We start from the raw sequence: 16,686 nt of genomic DNA, 5'->3' as shown, positions 1-16,686 counted from the left end.
CCGAAAAAACAGATTGAAAACATAACAGCCCGCATACGAAGGTTAAACTCCGCTGCGGGCTGCTTATTTTATATGCTTCTGTCAGTTGGAAGGTAAGCTTCTGACATCATTAATCCTGAAAATTCATTTTAATTCTCAGAATCCTGATTCAGTCAGATAATGCCTGTGCACGATTCGGACAGATCGCGACCTGTCCCTACAAGTTCCACTCAATCAGTCTCAAACTAACTAAATTCTATCCAGCACCTTCACAATCAGGCTATCAATCACTTCCTCAGCATTTGTCGCGAACTCCTGCGAAATACGATTAGCCACGATGGCATTGAGCGACAGCATTTCGTGGCCCAACAGGCGCCCCATCGCGTAATAGCCGGCTGTCTCCATTTCGAAGTTGGTCAGTCGGAAATCACATACCTTAAAATCCTGGTATACCTTCAGCAGATCGGGGTTGCGCAGGCCACCGCGCAGTACACGGCCTTGCGGTGCGTAAAAGCCGGGGCAGGTAAGCGTATTCCCCGGAATCATGTCAAATGCAATCTTGTCGATCAGACTTTTAGAGCCATTCACTACATAAGGCCGGAAACCTACGCCCAGCTGCTCCTGCAGGGCTTTGCTGATGCTTTGCTCGTTTTCGTTCTGCTCCAGCGGATAAAACTCCATTAGCGAATCCAACCCTACACCAAAATGCGAGGCCAGGTGACTGCCCAGCGGAATATCAGACTGCAGCGAACCCGAGGTACCGATCCGCACAATTTTCAGGGCTATTTTCTCTTCATTGGGTTCACGGGACTCAAAATCGATGTTTACCAGCGCGTCCAGCTCGTTCATCAGAATGTCGATGTTGTCGGTGCCCATACCTGTCGAGATGACCGTGATACGTTTGCCTTTGTAGTAGCCGGTGTGCGTCACAAATTCGCGCTTGGTAATCTGTACCTCGATCTCGTCGAAATACTTGCTCACCATGGGCACGCGGTCAGGATCGCCAACGGTGATGATAGTATCTGAAATGTGTTCCGGCTGCAGGTTGAGATGGTAAATGGTGCCGTTCTTATTGATGATTAGTTCTGATGCTGGAATTGCCATAGGATTGGTTGTGTTAAAAACAAAGAAAAGCGTGGCTGGTGAGCACACGCTTTTCTTAGCTTTAGAGAATACTTACTTAGATACGATAGAAGTCTTGCGACGGTTGAATCCTTTTAATGGATTGTAGCCATTCAGGTTCTTTTGGTAATAGCCGGTGCCGTCGTAAGCACGTTTTTCCGGGTGCTCTTTACATTCGGTAGAGCAGGCTCCTTCCAGTTCCCAGCCGCATTTCTCGCAGATAGGCACGTGCAGGTTGCATACCGGGTTGGCGCAGTTCACCATGCGGTCTTCCACAGTGCCGCATACGTGGCACTTTGAAATCACTTTTGGATTTACGGAGTTCACCTCTACAGCCACACGGTTATCGAACACGTAGCACTTGCCCTCGAAATCTTCACCGCCGGCTTCTTTGCCATACTTGATGATGCCGCCATGCAGTTGGTATACGTCCTCAAAACCCTGCTCCAGCAAGAAAGCACTGGCTTTTTCGCACTTTATACCACCTGTGCAGTAGGTCAGGATCTTCTTGCCTTTCAGTTCTTCTTTCAGCGCATCGATCTTCTCCGGAAACTCGCGAAAGTTCTCGATGTCCAGGGTTACGGCGCCTTTGAAGCGACCCACGCTGTACTCATAATCTGAGCGCATGTCCATTACCACCACATCGTCGCGGTCTTTCATTTCCTTGAATTCCTTCGGCTCCAGGTGTATACCTGTGCGAACGTTCGGGTCGATGTGCAGCAGGCCGGAGTGTACGATTTCCGCTTTGGTACGTACATGCAACTTGGCAAAAGCATGTTTGTCTGACTCGTCTACCTTGAAGTCGACTTTAGCAAAACGTGGATCGGCTTTTACGATTTCCATATACTTGTCGCAGTCTTCTTTCAGACCGGAAACTGTGCCGTTGAGGCCCTCTTTGGAGATGATGATGCGGCCGAGCAGATTCAGCTCCAGGCAAAGTAAATGGTGCTCCTCCCGGAACGCCTCAGGGTCTGCTATCGGTGTGTAGCAGTAGTACAGTAATATGCTGTATGGCTTGTTCATAACTGCTTAGTTTCAGCTAAGTGTTAAAATAGATTGTTGATTATTCAATTGTTGAATATTGAATAGTTGGGTGCACGATTCGTACAGGTAGCGACCTGACCCTACGAACGGGCTTGCTTTTATACTTGCCCTGCACGACGTTACGGTGTAATGTCGCTGCATTTTAACTTTTCAACCTTCTGCAAATTTCCTGCTTTTCTTTTTAACCAAAAATGACTTTGGTCAGTTCGGTTTTGGAAAACAGGACAGGTATAAAATTACTTAATCGGAGCTGCCGGGTTGCCGAACACAGTGGCTTTGGCAGGCACGTTGGCTACCACCACAGAGCCGGCACCTATGCGGGCATTTTTACCCACTTTCACACCTGACACGATCACAGCACCTGTACCAATAAAGACACCGTCTTCTACCACCACTTCGGAGTTGATAATGGCACCTGCACCAATCTGCACATTATCCCCGATTTCGGCTTTGGTATCAACCAGCGCACGGGATTCGATGACGTTGTTGTTGCCGATTTTGGCGTTGTTGTTCACGATCGCACCTGCGCCAATCATGTTGCCGTGGCCTAACCAGGCAAATTCTGATACGGCGCTGAATTTATGAATCGCATTGACAGGTACCACTTTGTACTCGTCTTTGAGCATCTTGACAAGTCCTTTGCGTGCGGCTGAGTCCTCTACGGCCACAAACACATCGCATTTTTTGCCAATCAGTTTCAGGAATTCGCCGTCTTCAGTGCCGCTCATCACCGACACATTGTTCAGTTCCTGCTGCTGCAGATCTTTGCTGTCGTCGAGAAAGCAGTACACCACCACGTTGTTGCTGTTGAAAATATCGAGAGCTGCCGTACCCAGTTTCTGGGCACCAAGTATAATTACCGGATTTTGCATAGCCTATGTCAAATAAGGTGCAAAGGTACGAAGATTAGCGCTAATCTGCAGCGATTTGTGCGGGTTCGTCTTCCTCAGGTTGATGCTGACGAACGAGAAACAAGTAGCTGAGCAGGTCGCTGTTGGTTTTGCAGAGCAGCAGCAGGTATACCACAAAAGGCACCACCACCACTCTATACCTGCTCAGCGTACCCAGGTTAGGCATGCTGTAAGCCAGCAGAACGCCCATCGCAAACAGGTATACCAGCACCGCTAACAGCAGGTAACCATAGCGCCACTTTATACGGCCCGCCTCAAAGAGATCGCGTAATAAACCAAAGGCCAGTACCAGCAGCAAGGTATTCTCAAACGCTGCTGCAAAGGTGCGAATGTTGTATGCCTCCCAAATAAAGGGCCGGAACAGCATACCGATGAAAGCCAGTTGCGAGTGTAGTGCAAAGCTCAGGTAGGTGGGTTCCAGAAACGGAAAATCGATGCGTGGCTTGCCCTGCGATGCGATTAAGCTCACCTGATAGTTTTGATAAACCACATCGGGCAGGGCTTCCAGGTGCAGGTTGGGGTTGAGTTGTGTGCCGAGCCAGGCTATACCTGAAAACAAGAACAGAAGCGCCATTCCCTTTAATAACCAATGGATGTGCGCTAGTTTCGCGCTGTAAAAAATCACCCGCACTAACAGGGCCAGGGCTACCAGTAGCACCAGTGCCACCGCCACAAAGTACTTCACGAGCCAGATCAGGTATAGCCCCACTACAGCCAGCAGCAGGTATAGCAACGGTTTGGATTTCCCAAACAGCAGGTATAGACTACTCCCCAGCAGCAGCCCCATCCCGCCCAGCACTACACTTTCTTTAAGCACCCCCGATGACCAGAATACGACCGACGGAAAAAGCAGAAAAGCCACTACGGCAGGTATAGCGGTGTTGGCAAAATAGCGGGCAATCGCATTCACAAAAAAACAAAGCCCCGCAAAACTGAACAGCGACAGGTATAGCGAACTGATATAATAGTTACCGTTGGTGAGCAGCATGGGCACACTCAGCAAACGCGGCATGTTCCAGGCACTTTCATAAAAAGGCTTTTGCAGCGCTTGCAGCGGTGTGCCCGTTGGATCATTAAAAAAAAGATAATGCAGATAGGTGCCTATACCTTGGTCGCGTGCCAGGTCAGTTATCAGGAGGGCGCGTTGGTAGTAGAGTTGCGTATCGCCCTTGTCATACACATAAAAGCTGAGCACCCCGATTAGCAGTCCGCAGGCGAGCTTAAAGAGCAGGGTTGGGAAGAAGAACGGACGTAGTTTTTCATTCCAGTTCTGCTTCCAAAGCCACCACACCAGCCCGACCAACACCAGCAGGTTCAGGCCGTAAATTAGTATACTCACGAAGTTGGTATATTTTGCTACATAATCTTGTTGCCGATGGCGCAGCGCAGGCGGTTTACCAGCTGGCAATAGCGTTTGTAGAGTCCGAGGGCAGCCTGATTGTCGGCGGCCGAGTCGGCTTTCCAGCCCAGCTCCTCGTACTGCCGCGTGATGCGGTTGCTGGCTTCTTTCACCTTTTCGAGCAGGTCTACCGCTTTATCCAGATGCTCCAGTTGACCGGTATGCACAGCATAAGCTGCTAACAAGGGTGCTGCCACATTGTTGGTCAGGTTCTGCGCACTGGACTTGCCTAGTTGCACCTGCACCGCCTTCGACTCTGCCCCAAAGGTATAATGTTTTTGCCAATAAGCCGATACCGGCGTCTGCCACAGCGCATCGTACTGTCTGGCTCCCTCGGTCTGGATGATGGAGGCAAACAGGCTTTTGTGCTTGTGCAGCAGCAGAGCCAGTTGAGCCAGCGGCACGGTCGGGAAATTGGCTGGCCGCATGCGCAGAAAATTCCAGTGATGGCGCTGCATGGCCAAATCCTGCAGGCTGTATTTGCGACTCAGATAAGTATACTCTTTAGCCAATGTGGTACTATAATCGTCTGCAGGTTCAGCCAGAAAGCCAGCCTGTCCAAACAGCAAAGCCTCTAACTGAAACAAGTTGCGCTGATGTTTCCGCACCACCTGCACAGGCAGTGCTCTGGCCAGCCGCTCAAAAGGCTCCTGATTGATCTTGAAGCCAAAGCCTTTGCACAACACATGAAAAGTGGCGGCCTCCCAGTCGTTGCCGAGCTGGCGACATACCTGTAACACTTCTTCTCCTTTCAGTTCGAGCCGTTCGGTCAGGGTTCGACCCAGCATCATGGTTTTGGTGATATCGGGGACGTGTGGCCAGAAGCTGGCGCAAGGTATAGCAAAAGGTGCCCGTCGCAATTGTTCATAGGTATAGAGCAGAGCCGTGTTTACGCGGTTTTTTAACTCGATTGTAGGTATAGCCGTGCCATCAGTCTGCTTCACAGGTTCATCGGCTTCCCAAACCACATGCAGCACCACCTGGTTATACTTAAAGTCGAGCTGATGCTGGTGCCGCCGCCAGTCCGAGCCGCGCAGGTGTATCTCCACACTACCCGACCAATCCACCTCACCTACCCTAATGATGGCCTCTTTAAAGTCTGGTCCGGCATCGGTGTTGTACATACCTACCCGCAGTACCTGCGCCAGCTCCCCCTCTACTGTATACAAATCCGATTTGTCGAAATACTGATGCTGCCAGATGTAGTGCAGGAACTCTTCTTTCATGCGCCTTAGTTGTGGTTGGGAAAGTTTACGAATGCAGAATTGGAGAGTTAAACTTTTGTATCTTTGCCCCCTTAAAATTAAACGATTATGATTTCAGTTGACGCGGTGAGCGTGGAGTTCAATGGTGCGGCCCTTTTCAGCAATGTTTCTTTCAACATCAACGAAAATGACCGCATTGCCCTCATGGGGAAAAATGGAGCAGGTAAGTCTACGCTGCTCAAAATTATAGCGGGTGCCAGCAAACCGACCCGTGGCAAGGTATCGGCACCGAAAGAAGCCGTGATTGCCTACCTGCCGCAGCACCTACTCACCGAAGACAACTGCACCGTGTTCGAGGAAGCTTCCAAAGCTTTTGCCAAAGTGCTCGACATGAAAAAGCAGATGGATGCCCTCAATGCCGAACTGGAAACCCGCACAGACTACGACTCTGACGACTACTACAAGATCATTGAGCAGGTATCGGAGCTGGGCGAAAAATACTATTCCATCGAAGAGATCAATTTTGACGCTGAGGTAGAGGTTACGCTCAAAGGACTTGGCTTTAGCCGTGAAGATTTCACGCGGTCTACCAGCGAGTTTAGCGGTGGTTGGCGCATGCGCATCGAACTGGCCAAAATTCTGCTTCAAAAGCCGGATCTCATCCTACTCGACGAACCGACCAACCACCTTGACATTGAGTCCATCCAATGGCTGGAAGATTTCCTGGTGAACAATGCCAAAGCTGTCATCGTGATCTCGCACGATAAGACTTTTGTGGATAACATCACCAACCGCACCATTGAGGTGACGATGGGTCGTATTTACGATTACAAGGTTACTTACAGCCAATACCTGCAGTTGCGCAAAGAGCGTCGCGAGCAGCAACAGAAGCAGTTCGAGGACCAGCAGAAAGAGATCGCTGATATCCAGACCTTCATTGATCGCTTCAAGGGTACTTACTCGAAAACATTACAGGTACAGTCGCGGGTAAAGATGCTGGAGAAGATGGAGATCGTGGAAGTGGACGAAGTGGATACCTCTGCGCTAAACATCAAATTCCCACCTGCTCCGCGTTCAGGCAATTACCCGGTTATAGTAGATGGCCTCACCAAAAAGTACGGTGATTACACTGTGTTCAAAGACGCTTCCATGACCATCAACCGGGGCGAAAAAGTAGCATTTGTGGGCAAAAACGGCGAAGGTAAGTCCACCATGATCAAGGCCATTATGGGCGAGATCGATTTTGAGGGCAAGCTGCAATTGGGCCACAACTGCATGATCGGTTACTTTGCCCAGAACCAGGCCTCCCTGCTCGATGAAAGCCTGACTGTTTTCCAGACCATCGACGAGATTGCCGTAGGCGATGCCCGTACACGCGTAAAGGACTTGCTGGGTGCCTTCATGTTCAGCGGCGACACCATCGAGAAGAAGGTAAAAGTGCTCTCAGGAGGCGAGAAGACCCGATTGGCCATGATCAAGCTGTTGCTACAGCCCGTGAACTTGCTCATCCTCGACGAACCTACCAACCACCTCGATATCAAAACCAAGGACATCCTGAAAGATGCGCTCAAGGCTTTCGATGGCACCATCATCCTCGTATCGCACGACCGCGACTTCCTCGACGGACTAGCTGATAAGGTGTTTGAGTTTGGAAACAAGCGCGTACGCGAGCACTTCGAGGACATCAACGGCTTCCTCAAAAACAAGAAAATGGAGAACCTGCGGGAGATTGAAAGGTCTGCAGCAAAGTAACAACAGACTATATTGCTAAGTACGAAGAGGGCTACACCTGCAGGTATAGCCCTCTTTATTTTACAGAAAGATAAATAGGCTGATCTTAATACAAAAGCTACTTCTTATTGACTTAGGTTTCACCTATTCGTGTATTCGGTAATAGCCTGATTCTTCCCCCTCGTCTACCGTGCTTACCTGTACTTTGGTAAGTTCGTCGAAGGCTTTCTGTTTCGCCTGTGCGTTAATACCGGGAATAACTAAGGCTGATACCGGGAATTTGAGCTTGTCCATGTGCAGGAGATTATACTCTTGCAGGTGGTATAGTAAAATCCTTGCATCCTCACCCGGGGTTTTATCTTCTTCGATATACCAAATAAAGTCTTGCCGCTCATCGGGGTTCGTGGGGTCATATACAACTGTACCAGCAATGCAGGCCTCATCCTGAAAAATCCATAGAATCTCATATGCACCCAAAGCGCTAAAGAAAGCCTCTAAAAAGATTTGCCTGTTATTAGTCTTTGATTTTTTCAAATTATTGGGGTTTATGCTAATGGCCTCGTGTAAGCGGTGGCAAAGTCTGCGTTTACTCAATATGAGAAACCAGCATTTTTATTCTTCTTGCTTTCTGCAGGTTATCAGCCAGAATTTTTGTGAGCGTCTGTTTCCCATATTCTTGGCAGGTTCAGCTATCTCCTTTGATTCGATTATTCCATACTTGCCAAATTCATTTTCTACAGCATCAGAATCATAGAAGAATAGCTTCACACCGTGCTTCGTTTCAAATCTATCCTTGCTTACTTCTTTTCCATCCCCATACATAGCATCATTTTTTGAAATGGCCACAAAAACCATATACCCATTAGGCTTCAGTTGCGTGTAACAATCACTGGTCAGTTTAATCCGCTCTTTTTCATTTAACAAGTGGATTAAAGCGTAACAAAAAATCCCATCGTATAATTCGTAGTCAAACGGCATCGCACTAACAGAACCGTGATGTACTTTTACATCATCTCCATAGTGCTTATGAGCAAGTTCAATGGCAGTTTCTGAAATCTCTATTCCTGTTACCTTGAAGCCGGCATCGGTAAAGATCTTTGCATTTCGGCCGTAACCAAACCCAGGTATTAAGATTTTATGAAGCCTGTTTACTCTAAATAAGTTTAGAGTTGCAATGGCAGAGTCTGCAGGTTCAAACCCCCACATCGTTTGTTTATCTCTAAAACTTGATTCCCAGAATTCTGCCATACTATTTTCTATAAATTCAAAATGAGAAGATATTTCTCTTTGCGTGCACTTAACGTGCTGGGCTCGTATGTTAGCGGCTGTTTCTTAATTTAGGTATAGGTAAAAGATAGATAAATTATTGATAACTATAAAACCAGGTAGAAGGGATAAAGTGTGCTGGGCCAGACACACATTGATGATGTCGTAGCATAGAATTACTACCCTTTTGCCGACTTTCTTAGAGCTTGAACAGTACCTGGATCCATTTGACGAGATCGAATCAAAAGCGAGCAAAGGCGAAAAGTAAGTCAGGTTTAAAAAAGCATGCCTATGGAACTACAAGTACTAAAGCAGGCGCTGGGAATAGACGTGGCCAAAGACACCCTTTCTCTCTGCCTGGGAACCCTAAATCTAGATCTGGAAAAAGAGTTTACCGCCAGTGCCGATGTAACTAACGATGCAAAGGGTTACCAGAAAATAGAGAAATGGCTCAACAAGCTCAAGGTCCAAAAAGAGAAACTGGTGGTGGTGATGGAGGCGACTGGGGTGTACTACGAAGCCCTGGCCCTCTACCTGCACCAGAGAGGTTACACCATCAGCGTGATGCAGTCAGGCAGAGTGAAGCGCTACGCCCAAAGCCTGAGCCAGCGATCCAAGACGGACGCGCTGGACAGTCGGATGCTGGCCATGCTGGGCTGTGAGCGGAAGCTGCCCCTCTGGTCTCCTCCGGATAAGACCCTGCGGCACTTGAAGGCCCTGAGCAGAGAACGCTCTTTTTTGCTAAAGGAAAAGAACGTAGAGAAGAACCGGCTACACGCCTTCTAGGCCTCGGCCTACAGTAACCCAAGAGAAATAAAGCGCCAGGCAAAGCGGCTTAAACTTCTGGAGTTACAGCTGCTCGAGATTGAACAGGAAATGAAGGAACTGGTCGAGGGAAATCAGCACCTGGCCCAAAAGATACACTACCTGGAGAGCATCCCAGGAGTGTCATTCATCTCGGCGGCAACGGTGGTTGGGGAGACCTGCGGCTTTAATGAGATCAGCAGTGCAAAGCAGCTGGCCAGCTATGCAGGCTATGACGTAGTACTAAAGGAGTCAGGCACCTATAGGGGCAGCACCAAGATAAGCAAGAAAGGCAACAGCCATATCCGAAGCATGCTGCACATGCCTTCCATGACCGCTGTGCGGGTGAATCCGACATTGAAGCTGTTCTATAACCGACTTAAACCAAACAAAGCAAAGCCTATCGTGGCTTTGGTAGCCGTGCAGCGGAAGTTACTGCTGCTCATGTACAGCTTATACAAGAAGAATGAATATTACGACCCAAGGTTTGAAATAAAAAAGCAGCAAGAACCGAAGCCCTTGCTGCACAGAATAGAGGCAATCTGAAGACTAACCTCTTCCTAAATTTCTTAAAATAAACTTGACTTTTGACACAGTACCTATGGTGCGTTTATGCACTATAGGTTTTGTTGTGTGCTTGGTGATTTATGGCTTAATTCCAACTATACCTATATACTTTGCCTTTCCAACAAACTCACTGCATACCTTCTCATTTCCAGTTCCGCACAAGGTGTTGCCACTACAGTCAGTAGGATTTATTGCCACGTCAGCACAATGATTTCCTAACACATAGAGGCTGTTTTAATTTCCTTTATTTAGTTTGTTAAGCATGATGTGAATCATGGCCACTTTTATCATCGTCTCAGACGATTTGGTGGAGTACTCATAGTCCTTGGACAGCCTGCGGTAAAGGTTGAGCCAGCCGAAGGTCCGTTCCACTATCCATCGCTTAGGTAAAGCTTCAAAGGCTTTCTTGTGGATCTTCTTCACAATCTCCAGCCTCCAGTTCAGGTGGCGGAACGTGTTTTTCACCCACTCCCACATGGCAAGCCCGCCGTAGCCCTGGTCAGCGAAGAACAGCCTCAGACGGCCGAAATCCGCCATCTTAGCTGCCGCCCTGCGCAGCAGCCACTGGGCTCCCTGCCGCTCGGCAACGTCTGCCCGGTGGACGATGAGCACGATCAACAGGCCCAGCGTGTCAACCATCAGATGCCGCTTGCGCCCCTTCACCCGCTTGGCCGCGTCATAGCCCCGCTCCCCGCCCTGCTGCACGGTCTTCACGCTCTGCGAGTCGAGGATGCCCACGCTCGGGGAGGCCGCCTTGCCATGGCGGCCCCTGACCTGCTTTGAGAGACAATCGTGGAGCATTTCCCAGCAACCATCCCGCCGCCATTTACGGTAATAGTAGTAGGCCGTCTGCCAGCAGGGCAGGTCTAGCGGCATCATGCGCCACTGAACGCCCCCCTTGACCACGTAGAATATGCCGTCCAGAATGCTGCGAAGCGGCCACTGGCGCTTGCGCTGCAGCATCTGCTCCTCGAATATCTCCGCTATTAAAAGCCATTGGGTGTCGGTTAAACTACTTGGGTAAGTCATAAGTCTGCTAACTTTTCTTACTCAAACAACCGGCACCTGCTTTTTTATTCATTCAAATCAAAACAGCCTCATAGTACTGCTTATTTTGGTACTCATACAGACTCACAAAGTACTTACAGCCTACTTCTTCACCTTTATAGCTGACCATTTCATTTTTTTTCAAGTATGACTCCATACAATCATCAATACATGTCACTTCATCTTTTTTATCGCACCCGAAGCATATGAAGAAAAGGATGGTCACAATGGAGGGAAAGCTAGTTCTGGTTTTCATAAGCGGTTCAAAGTATAGTTCTAATTGATTTCATTACATACAACTAGCAGATAAGCGTAATCACCTGCGTTTATCCGCCTCATGTATGAAGGTTTAGTTTTGGCAAATTCAGTTCTAATCGCTTAATAAAGTTTTAGCATATTATCTGTCTCAAGATAACCTACAAAATCTATCATTACAATTTAATGATTTATCTGCAAATGCAGTATAGTTAACAGGTATAAGCAGGTATACTCAGTGGCGAAGATAAATATGAAACCGCCATACCTCAGCTGCATTGCTGAGGTATGGCGGTTTAAATCGTAAGCAGTCCCTACCTGCTGAACTATATTACAAATGCGTTACATATTGTTCCAGGTATTGTTCCATTTCTTTCTGTACTTCTAAAGCTGCCTCGCGAGCTCTATCGGCGAAGTCGCGGCCAGAGGAGGCGTAGATGATGGCGCGGGAAGAATTGACGAGAAGGCCACACTGCTGGTTCATACCTAAGCGTGAAATCTCTTCGAGACTGCCGCCTTGGGCACCTACACCCGGCACCAGCAGGAAGTGGTTGGGCACAATGGCCCGCACCCGCTCGATGTACTCGCCTTGCGTAGCGCCAACCACATACATCATCTGTCCTACGCTGGCCCAGTTGGCACTCTCGCGCAGCACTTGCTCAAACAGGTACTCTTCGTTGCCGTCTGATAGCTTCAGCATCTGAAAGTCCTTGCTGCCAGGGTTGGAGGTTAGCGCCAGCAAGATCACCCAACGGCCGGGCTGCACCAGGAACGGCTTCACCGAATCAGCACCCATATAAGGCGCTACTGTAATGGAGTCAAAATTCATGGTTTCGAAAAAGGCGCGGGCGTACAGTTCCGAGGTGTTGCCTATGTCGCCGCGCTTGGCGTCCGCTATTGTGAAAATTTCATCCGGTATAACTTCCAGCGTCTTTTCCAGACTCACCCAACCCTTCGGCCCCTGTGCTTCATAAAAAGCAATATTTGGCTTGTAGGCTACACACAAGTCGGCAGTCGCTTCTACGATCTGGCGGTTAAACTCAAACACCGGGTCTTCGTGGTCGAGCAGGTGCTCGGGAAGGCGTTTGGGGTCGGTGTCGAGGCCAATGCACAGGTATGATTTTTTCTGGAGTATCTGCTCAAACAGCTTTTCTCTGGTCATGATAGGTATAGGAGCTAAAGTTCAGGTATAGCAAAGCTAGTTTATTTAGAGGCAGCTACAAATTTTTTATACCTGCTCCAACCACTAATTGAATCGCATTGCTCGATCTACCATGCCTTGCAACCATTTTACCATTAAACGGCTCTACAGAATAGACCTATAGCATAATGAAATGATACGACTCCTGTGCATCTCCGCTTTAATTCTCTTGTTTGCTACCGGCTGCTCTAAGGAGGATGCTGAACCTGCGGTACAGGAGCGACCTGCTCCTATTGTGCGCGTAGAAGCTCCTGCAACAGCACAGGTAGGTGAAAATGTAACTGTTGATGTTTACTTTCAGGTTAACGGTGGTTGTGGTCAGTTCGGCTCTTTTGATGTAAGTTCTTCCAGCAAGGAAACAGTCATACGGGTTGTGGCAAAGTATAAAGGAAACGTCTGCACCGATGATCTGCCTATCCGCAAAGCTACCTATAGCTTTCACCCGACCGAGGCAGGAACTTATACCTTAAGATTCCGCTCCACCCCGCAGGTGGGGTTCATTGTCGCAACCATAGAAGTCAAAGCCTCTTGAGTATCTTTGTAAACCAGCAACAAAAAAAGAGCTGCCCTAACAGAGCAGCTCTTTCCTTTTATCATAAATTGGTTGGGTTATCGTAAGTCTACCACCTGCACGCCTTTGTACTTGGCTTTGTTGAAGCTGAAGGCATCAGAGGCCAGTTCTGGATTGGCCTGGAAGTTATTGATGGTATAGGTATAGCGACTGCCGTTATTACGGAACATCTGCCAGCTCTTAAGCGATTTATCTTTCTGGTTGATGTAGAGGCGTACCTTAAAAATCGGGTTACTGCGGTCTTCCGGAGCCAGCTCGATCACATCAAATGTATCAGCGCCTTGCTTCTCAGTGCCAGCATAAGCGTACTTGTAGCCTTTCTTATACATGTCGAAGATCTTGCTCGGTGCCATGGCCTCAGCTTCCGCGTCGGTTTCTGTGATGGTCACTTCGTTCACCTCTTTCAAATAGGTCCACATTAATTTGCCATCGCTGATGATCTCCTGACCGCTCACAGCCAATCTATATTTCGGGCCGCTAACCAGGATATTGCCCTGCATGGTCTCTTTCATTTTGGAAGAAGGATTCTCCAGTGTCTGTGCAAAAGTCGCTTTAAAAGCTTTCATACTTCTGTACTTCTGGCTCATCTGGTCCAGTATTTTGCCTGCTTTAGGGTCCTGTTGCGCGTGCGCCAGGTTAGCAAACAACATTACGACCAGCAAAAGGGATAATACTCGTTTCATGTCAGTAGTTAAGTGTCTTGGTTTTCTTTCCTAGAGCGTATTCAATAACTGTTCCAAACTGTACTCGTCCGGAATTAAAACTTCGCGGGCCTTGCTTCCCTCAAATGGCCCCACTATACCTGCGGACTCCAATTGGTCGATCAGGCGACCAGCTCGGTTGTAGCCCAGCTTGAGGCGACGCTGCAAGAGCGAGGTACTGCCCTGCTGGTGCTGCACGATAATGCGTGCTGCTTCCTCGAACATCGGGTCTTTGGAGCTGGAGTCGAAATCAGCTTTTTCGTTACCACTCTCGTCACCCACAAACTCCGGCAACAGGTATGCATCGCTATACCCCTGTTGCTCGCCAATAAAGTCGCAAATGCGGTCTACTTCCGGCGTGTCCACAAAGGCGCACTGGATACGGATCATGTCTGAACCAATCGAGAAAAGCATATCGCCCTGACCAATCAGTTGGTCGGCGCCACCAGCATCCAGAATAGTGCGGGAGTCGATTTTCGATGTTACTTTAAAAGAAATACGCGCCGGGAAGTTCGCTTTGATGATACCTGTAATCACGTTCACTGACGGACGCTGCGTGGCGACTACCAGGTGTATACCAATGGCACGGGCCAGTTGCGCCAGACGGGCAATCGGCGTTTCCACCTCTTTACCGGCCGTCATCATTAAGTCAGCCAACTCGTCTATCACCAACACGATGTAGGGCATAAACTTGTGTCCCTTTTTCGGGTTCAGCTTACGCTCCACAAATTTGCGGTTATACTCTTTCAGGTTGCGGCAGCCAGCATCCTTGAGCAAGTCGTAGCGCATGTCCATCTCCATACAGAGCGAGTTGAGCGTATTCACCACCTTTTTGGTATCGGTGATGATCGCCTCATCGGTATCGGGCAGCTTGGCCAGGAAGTGACGTTCAATCTTGTTGAACAGAGACAATTCCACCTTTTTCGGGTCCACGAGTACGAACTTAAGCTGCGAAGGGTGGCGCTTGTAGAGCAGTGAAGTCAGGATGGCGTTGAGGCCAACGGACTTACCCTGACCTGTGGCACCCGCCATAAGTAAGTGCGGCATTTTGGCCAGGTCGGTAATGAATACTTCATTGGTGATGGTTTTACCAAAAGCGATAGGCAGGTCCATTTCGCTCTTCATGAACTTCTCCGTCGAAAGGATCGACTTGATCGACACCATTTCCTTTTTAGTGTTCGGCACTTCTATACCTATCGTGCCCTTGCCAGGTATAGGCGCGATGATACGTATACCCAGGGCAGCTAAGCTCAGAGCGATATCATCTTCCAGGTTCTTGATCTTGGAGATACGCACCCCGGCATCCGGCACAATTTCGTACAGCGTCACAGTCGGGCCGATGGTCGCTTTGATGCTCGCTATACCTATGTTGTAATGGCCGAGTGTGGCCACAATTTTGTCTTTGTTGGCTTCGAGTTCCTCTTTTGTCACCGACACTTTGGTGGCGCCGTAGTCATTGAGCAGGTCGATGGTTGGGTATTGGTAACGAGCCAGGTCCAGGGTCGGGTCATAGTTTTCGGTGGCCAGCACGTCAGCGGCTTCTTCTTCCGGCGTCTTTTCAATCTGCAGGTCCAGCTCTTCTTCTCCCTCGGCGGTGTCAAACTCAGCTTCGGCCAGTTCTTCTTCCAGTTCGGTCTCAATATCGAGCTCCAGCGTTGGCGCTAGTGCCGGTGTAGCAGGTTTTGGCGGCTCTGGCTTAAGCGAACTCAGTTCCATCTCCAGCGCACGGTTAATGGCTTCTTCCTCTTCTTCGGCCAGGTATAGATCCTCCTCTTCCTCAGCATCGAGCGAAGCGGTCGGGTCGGCATTGTGGTTGATGTTGCGGGCCGAGCCGTGCACCACATCGCGCAGCGAAGAAGCGCTTCCACGTTCAATTTCTACATCACCGTCTCCCTCAGCAGCTGGTTTGCTCCAGTTGAAGCTCGTAATGTTAAAGAAGAATACCAGAAAAATAAGTAACAGGAAGCCCAGCAGCAGACCGCTGCCCCAGCCGATCAGGCTACTCAGCCAGGTAGCGGTTTCTATACCTATACCTCCGCCCAAAAAGCCTAGCTTACCTATTGTATTCGTAGTCAGCACGATGTACCCCAGCGTCAAACTCAGCCACAGCATCGAGAAAGTGGAGAGGCCCAGCACGTACGACATAGAGATAGTCTTCCAGCGGAACACAATGCGGCTGCCGGCAAAGAATGCGATCGGGATCAGGAAGAAAGCTCCTATACCTAAAAGGTCATAGATGAAATAATGGGAAACCCAGGCGCCGAACAGTCCCAGCCAGTTCTCCGCCTCCTGCCCCGACTCCTTCAGGCCCGTGCCTTGCACCGACTCCACTACACTTTGGTCGGCCTGCCCAGTGAAGAGGTAGGACACGAATGCAATGGTCATGAAGAAGGCGATCAGCAGAAAAGAAAATCCGATGAACAGCTTAAAGCGCCGATCGGTCAGGAAAGCGGGCGCCTTGAGGTTGAACCGGAAAGACGGCAGCTTAAAAAAAGGCTTCTTTGTTTTTTTCTGTTTGGTTTTTTCAGTGGCAGCAGCAGTACCGCGTGGTTCATTACGGCCACGCACTTCATTCCTCGCCCTTCCCGTGCTCACCGCATCGTTTCTGTAAGTGTTCTTTGCCATACCCTTCAACTAATTAAGATTCCAAATTTACATTATTTCGGCACACGCCGCTCAGCAAATCCGAAGGCTTTTGGAGAAATGTGCTAAAAATTAAGAATAGGAAGTAAGAAGCCGGAAAGTTTGGAAAATATGGAGGTTTTGAAGATAAGGTTGAGGAGAGGAGGAGTTGTGACTGCTTAGATTATTGTCTGAATCACAATTATAGGATTGACAGGATGCTCGTGCACGATTAACATCCCCATGTCCCCTTCAAATGGG

The 16,686-nt window shown here is 49.0% G+C and carries 15 protein-coding genes; 4 read left to right on the top strand and 11 right to left on the bottom strand.

The genetic code is table 11. The annotated features are described in order from the left end of the window. Positions 1 to 228: 228 nt before the first annotated feature. The 5 genes from K3G39_RS07860 to K3G39_RS07840 form a co-directional block, all read right to left on the bottom strand. Complete coding sequence (locus tag K3G39_RS07860) at positions 229 to 1,083, bottom strand: nucleoside phosphorylase (protein ID WP_220625639.1); 855 nt, start codon at positions 1,081 to 1,083, stop codon at positions 229 to 231. 72 nt (positions 1,084 to 1,155) lie between these two features. After that, the gene (locus K3G39_RS07855) at positions 1,156 to 2,124 is read right to left on the bottom strand and encodes a rhodanese-related sulfurtransferase (RefSeq protein ID WP_220625638.1); all 969 of its coding nucleotides are present in this window, start codon (positions 2,122 to 2,124) and stop codon (positions 1,156 to 1,158) included. Between the two features lie 257 nt (positions 2,125 to 2,381). Beyond that, positions 2,382 to 3,017 (bottom strand): NeuD/PglB/VioB family sugar acetyltransferase, encoded by a 636-nt coding sequence (locus tag K3G39_RS07850; RefSeq protein ID WP_220625637.1) that lies wholly within the window; start codon positions 3,015 to 3,017, stop codon positions 2,382 to 2,384. A gap of 40 nt (positions 3,018 to 3,057) precedes the next feature. Further along, the gene (locus tag K3G39_RS07845; RefSeq protein WP_220625636.1) at positions 3,058 to 4,395 is read right to left on the bottom strand and encodes a hypothetical protein; all 1,338 of its coding nucleotides are present in this window, start codon (positions 4,393 to 4,395) and stop codon (positions 3,058 to 3,060) included. A 17-nt stretch (positions 4,396 to 4,412) separates the two neighbouring features. After that, entirely contained in the window at positions 4,413 to 5,681 is a 1,269-nt protein-coding gene (locus tag K3G39_RS07840) for a DUF2851 family protein (protein WP_220625635.1), read from the bottom strand. A gap of 87 nt (positions 5,682 to 5,768) precedes the next feature. On the opposite strand from K3G39_RS07840, the gene K3G39_RS07835 reads away from it, so the two are divergent. Then, the gene (locus K3G39_RS07835; protein WP_220625634.1) at positions 5,769 to 7,412 is read left to right on the top strand and encodes an ABC-F family ATP-binding cassette domain-containing protein; all 1,644 of its coding nucleotides are present in this window, start codon (positions 5,769 to 5,771) and stop codon (positions 7,410 to 7,412) included. A 123-nt stretch (positions 7,413 to 7,535) separates the two neighbouring features. On the opposite strand, the gene K3G39_RS07830 is transcribed toward K3G39_RS07835, so the two are convergent. Together K3G39_RS07830 and K3G39_RS07825 are read right to left on the bottom strand one after the other, a co-directional pair. Continuing rightward, the gene (locus K3G39_RS07830) at positions 7,536 to 7,925 is read right to left on the bottom strand and encodes a hypothetical protein (protein WP_220625633.1); all 390 of its coding nucleotides are present in this window, start codon (positions 7,923 to 7,925) and stop codon (positions 7,536 to 7,538) included. 78 nt (positions 7,926 to 8,003) lie between these two features. Next, on the bottom strand, positions 8,004 to 8,639 hold the full coding sequence (locus K3G39_RS07825; protein ID WP_220625632.1) for a bifunctional 2-polyprenyl-6-hydroxyphenol methylase/3-demethylubiquinol 3-O-methyltransferase UbiG: 636 nt from the start codon (positions 8,637 to 8,639) through the stop codon (positions 8,004 to 8,006). Positions 8,640 to 8,948: 309 nt separating this feature from the next. On the opposite strand from K3G39_RS07825, the gene K3G39_RS07820 reads away from it, so the two are divergent. Both K3G39_RS07820 and K3G39_RS07815 read left to right on the top strand, forming a co-directional pair. Beyond that, a complete protein-coding gene (locus K3G39_RS07820) occupies positions 8,949 to 9,443 on the top strand; it encodes a transposase (RefSeq protein WP_220625631.1) in 495 nt (164 codons plus the stop codon). Positions 9,444 to 9,533: 90 nt separating this feature from the next. After that, positions 9,534 to 10,007 carry a transposase gene (locus K3G39_RS07815; protein WP_220625630.1) on the top strand — a complete coding sequence of 158 codons (474 nt, stop codon included), beginning with the start codon at positions 9,534 to 9,536 and terminating at the stop codon, positions 10,005 to 10,007. 255 nt (positions 10,008 to 10,262) lie between these two features. On the opposite strand, the gene K3G39_RS07810 is transcribed toward K3G39_RS07815, so the two are convergent. Continuing rightward, on the bottom strand, positions 10,263 to 11,057 hold the full coding sequence (locus tag K3G39_RS07810) for an IS5 family transposase (protein ID WP_220625629.1): 795 nt from the start codon (positions 11,055 to 11,057) through the stop codon (positions 10,263 to 10,265). A 604-nt stretch (positions 11,058 to 11,661) separates the two neighbouring features. Then, positions 11,662 to 12,492, bottom strand: coding sequence for an orotidine-5'-phosphate decarboxylase (gene pyrF, locus K3G39_RS07805; protein WP_220625628.1), 831 nt, complete (start codon positions 12,490 to 12,492; stop codon positions 11,662 to 11,664). A gap of 172 nt (positions 12,493 to 12,664) precedes the next feature. Here pyrF and K3G39_RS07800 point away from each other — a divergent pair, with 172 nt between their 5' ends. After that, positions 12,665 to 13,063, top strand: coding sequence for a hypothetical protein (locus tag K3G39_RS07800; RefSeq protein WP_220625627.1), 399 nt, complete (start codon positions 12,665 to 12,667; stop codon positions 13,061 to 13,063). A 77-nt stretch (positions 13,064 to 13,140) separates the two neighbouring features. Here K3G39_RS07800 and K3G39_RS07795 read toward each other — a convergent pair whose 3' ends face one another. Both K3G39_RS07795 and K3G39_RS07790 read right to left on the bottom strand, forming a co-directional pair. After that, entirely contained in the window at positions 13,141 to 13,785 is a 645-nt protein-coding gene (locus K3G39_RS07795) for an outer membrane lipoprotein carrier protein LolA (RefSeq protein ID WP_220625626.1), read from the bottom strand. A gap of 30 nt (positions 13,786 to 13,815) precedes the next feature. Continuing rightward, positions 13,816 to 16,428 (bottom strand): DNA translocase FtsK, encoded by a 2,613-nt coding sequence (locus K3G39_RS07790; protein ID WP_220625625.1) that lies wholly within the window; start codon positions 16,426 to 16,428, stop codon positions 13,816 to 13,818. Between the last annotated feature and the right edge of the window lie 258 nt (positions 16,429 to 16,686).

Source organism: Pontibacter sp. HSC-14F20, assembly GCF_019599265.1.
In the GTDB taxonomy this organism is placed as follows: Bacteria; Bacteroidota; Bacteroidia; order Cytophagales; family Hymenobacteraceae; genus Pontibacter.
Note: the sequence above shows the minus strand (reverse complement) of the source record. Positions and strands in the feature narration are given on the sequence as shown.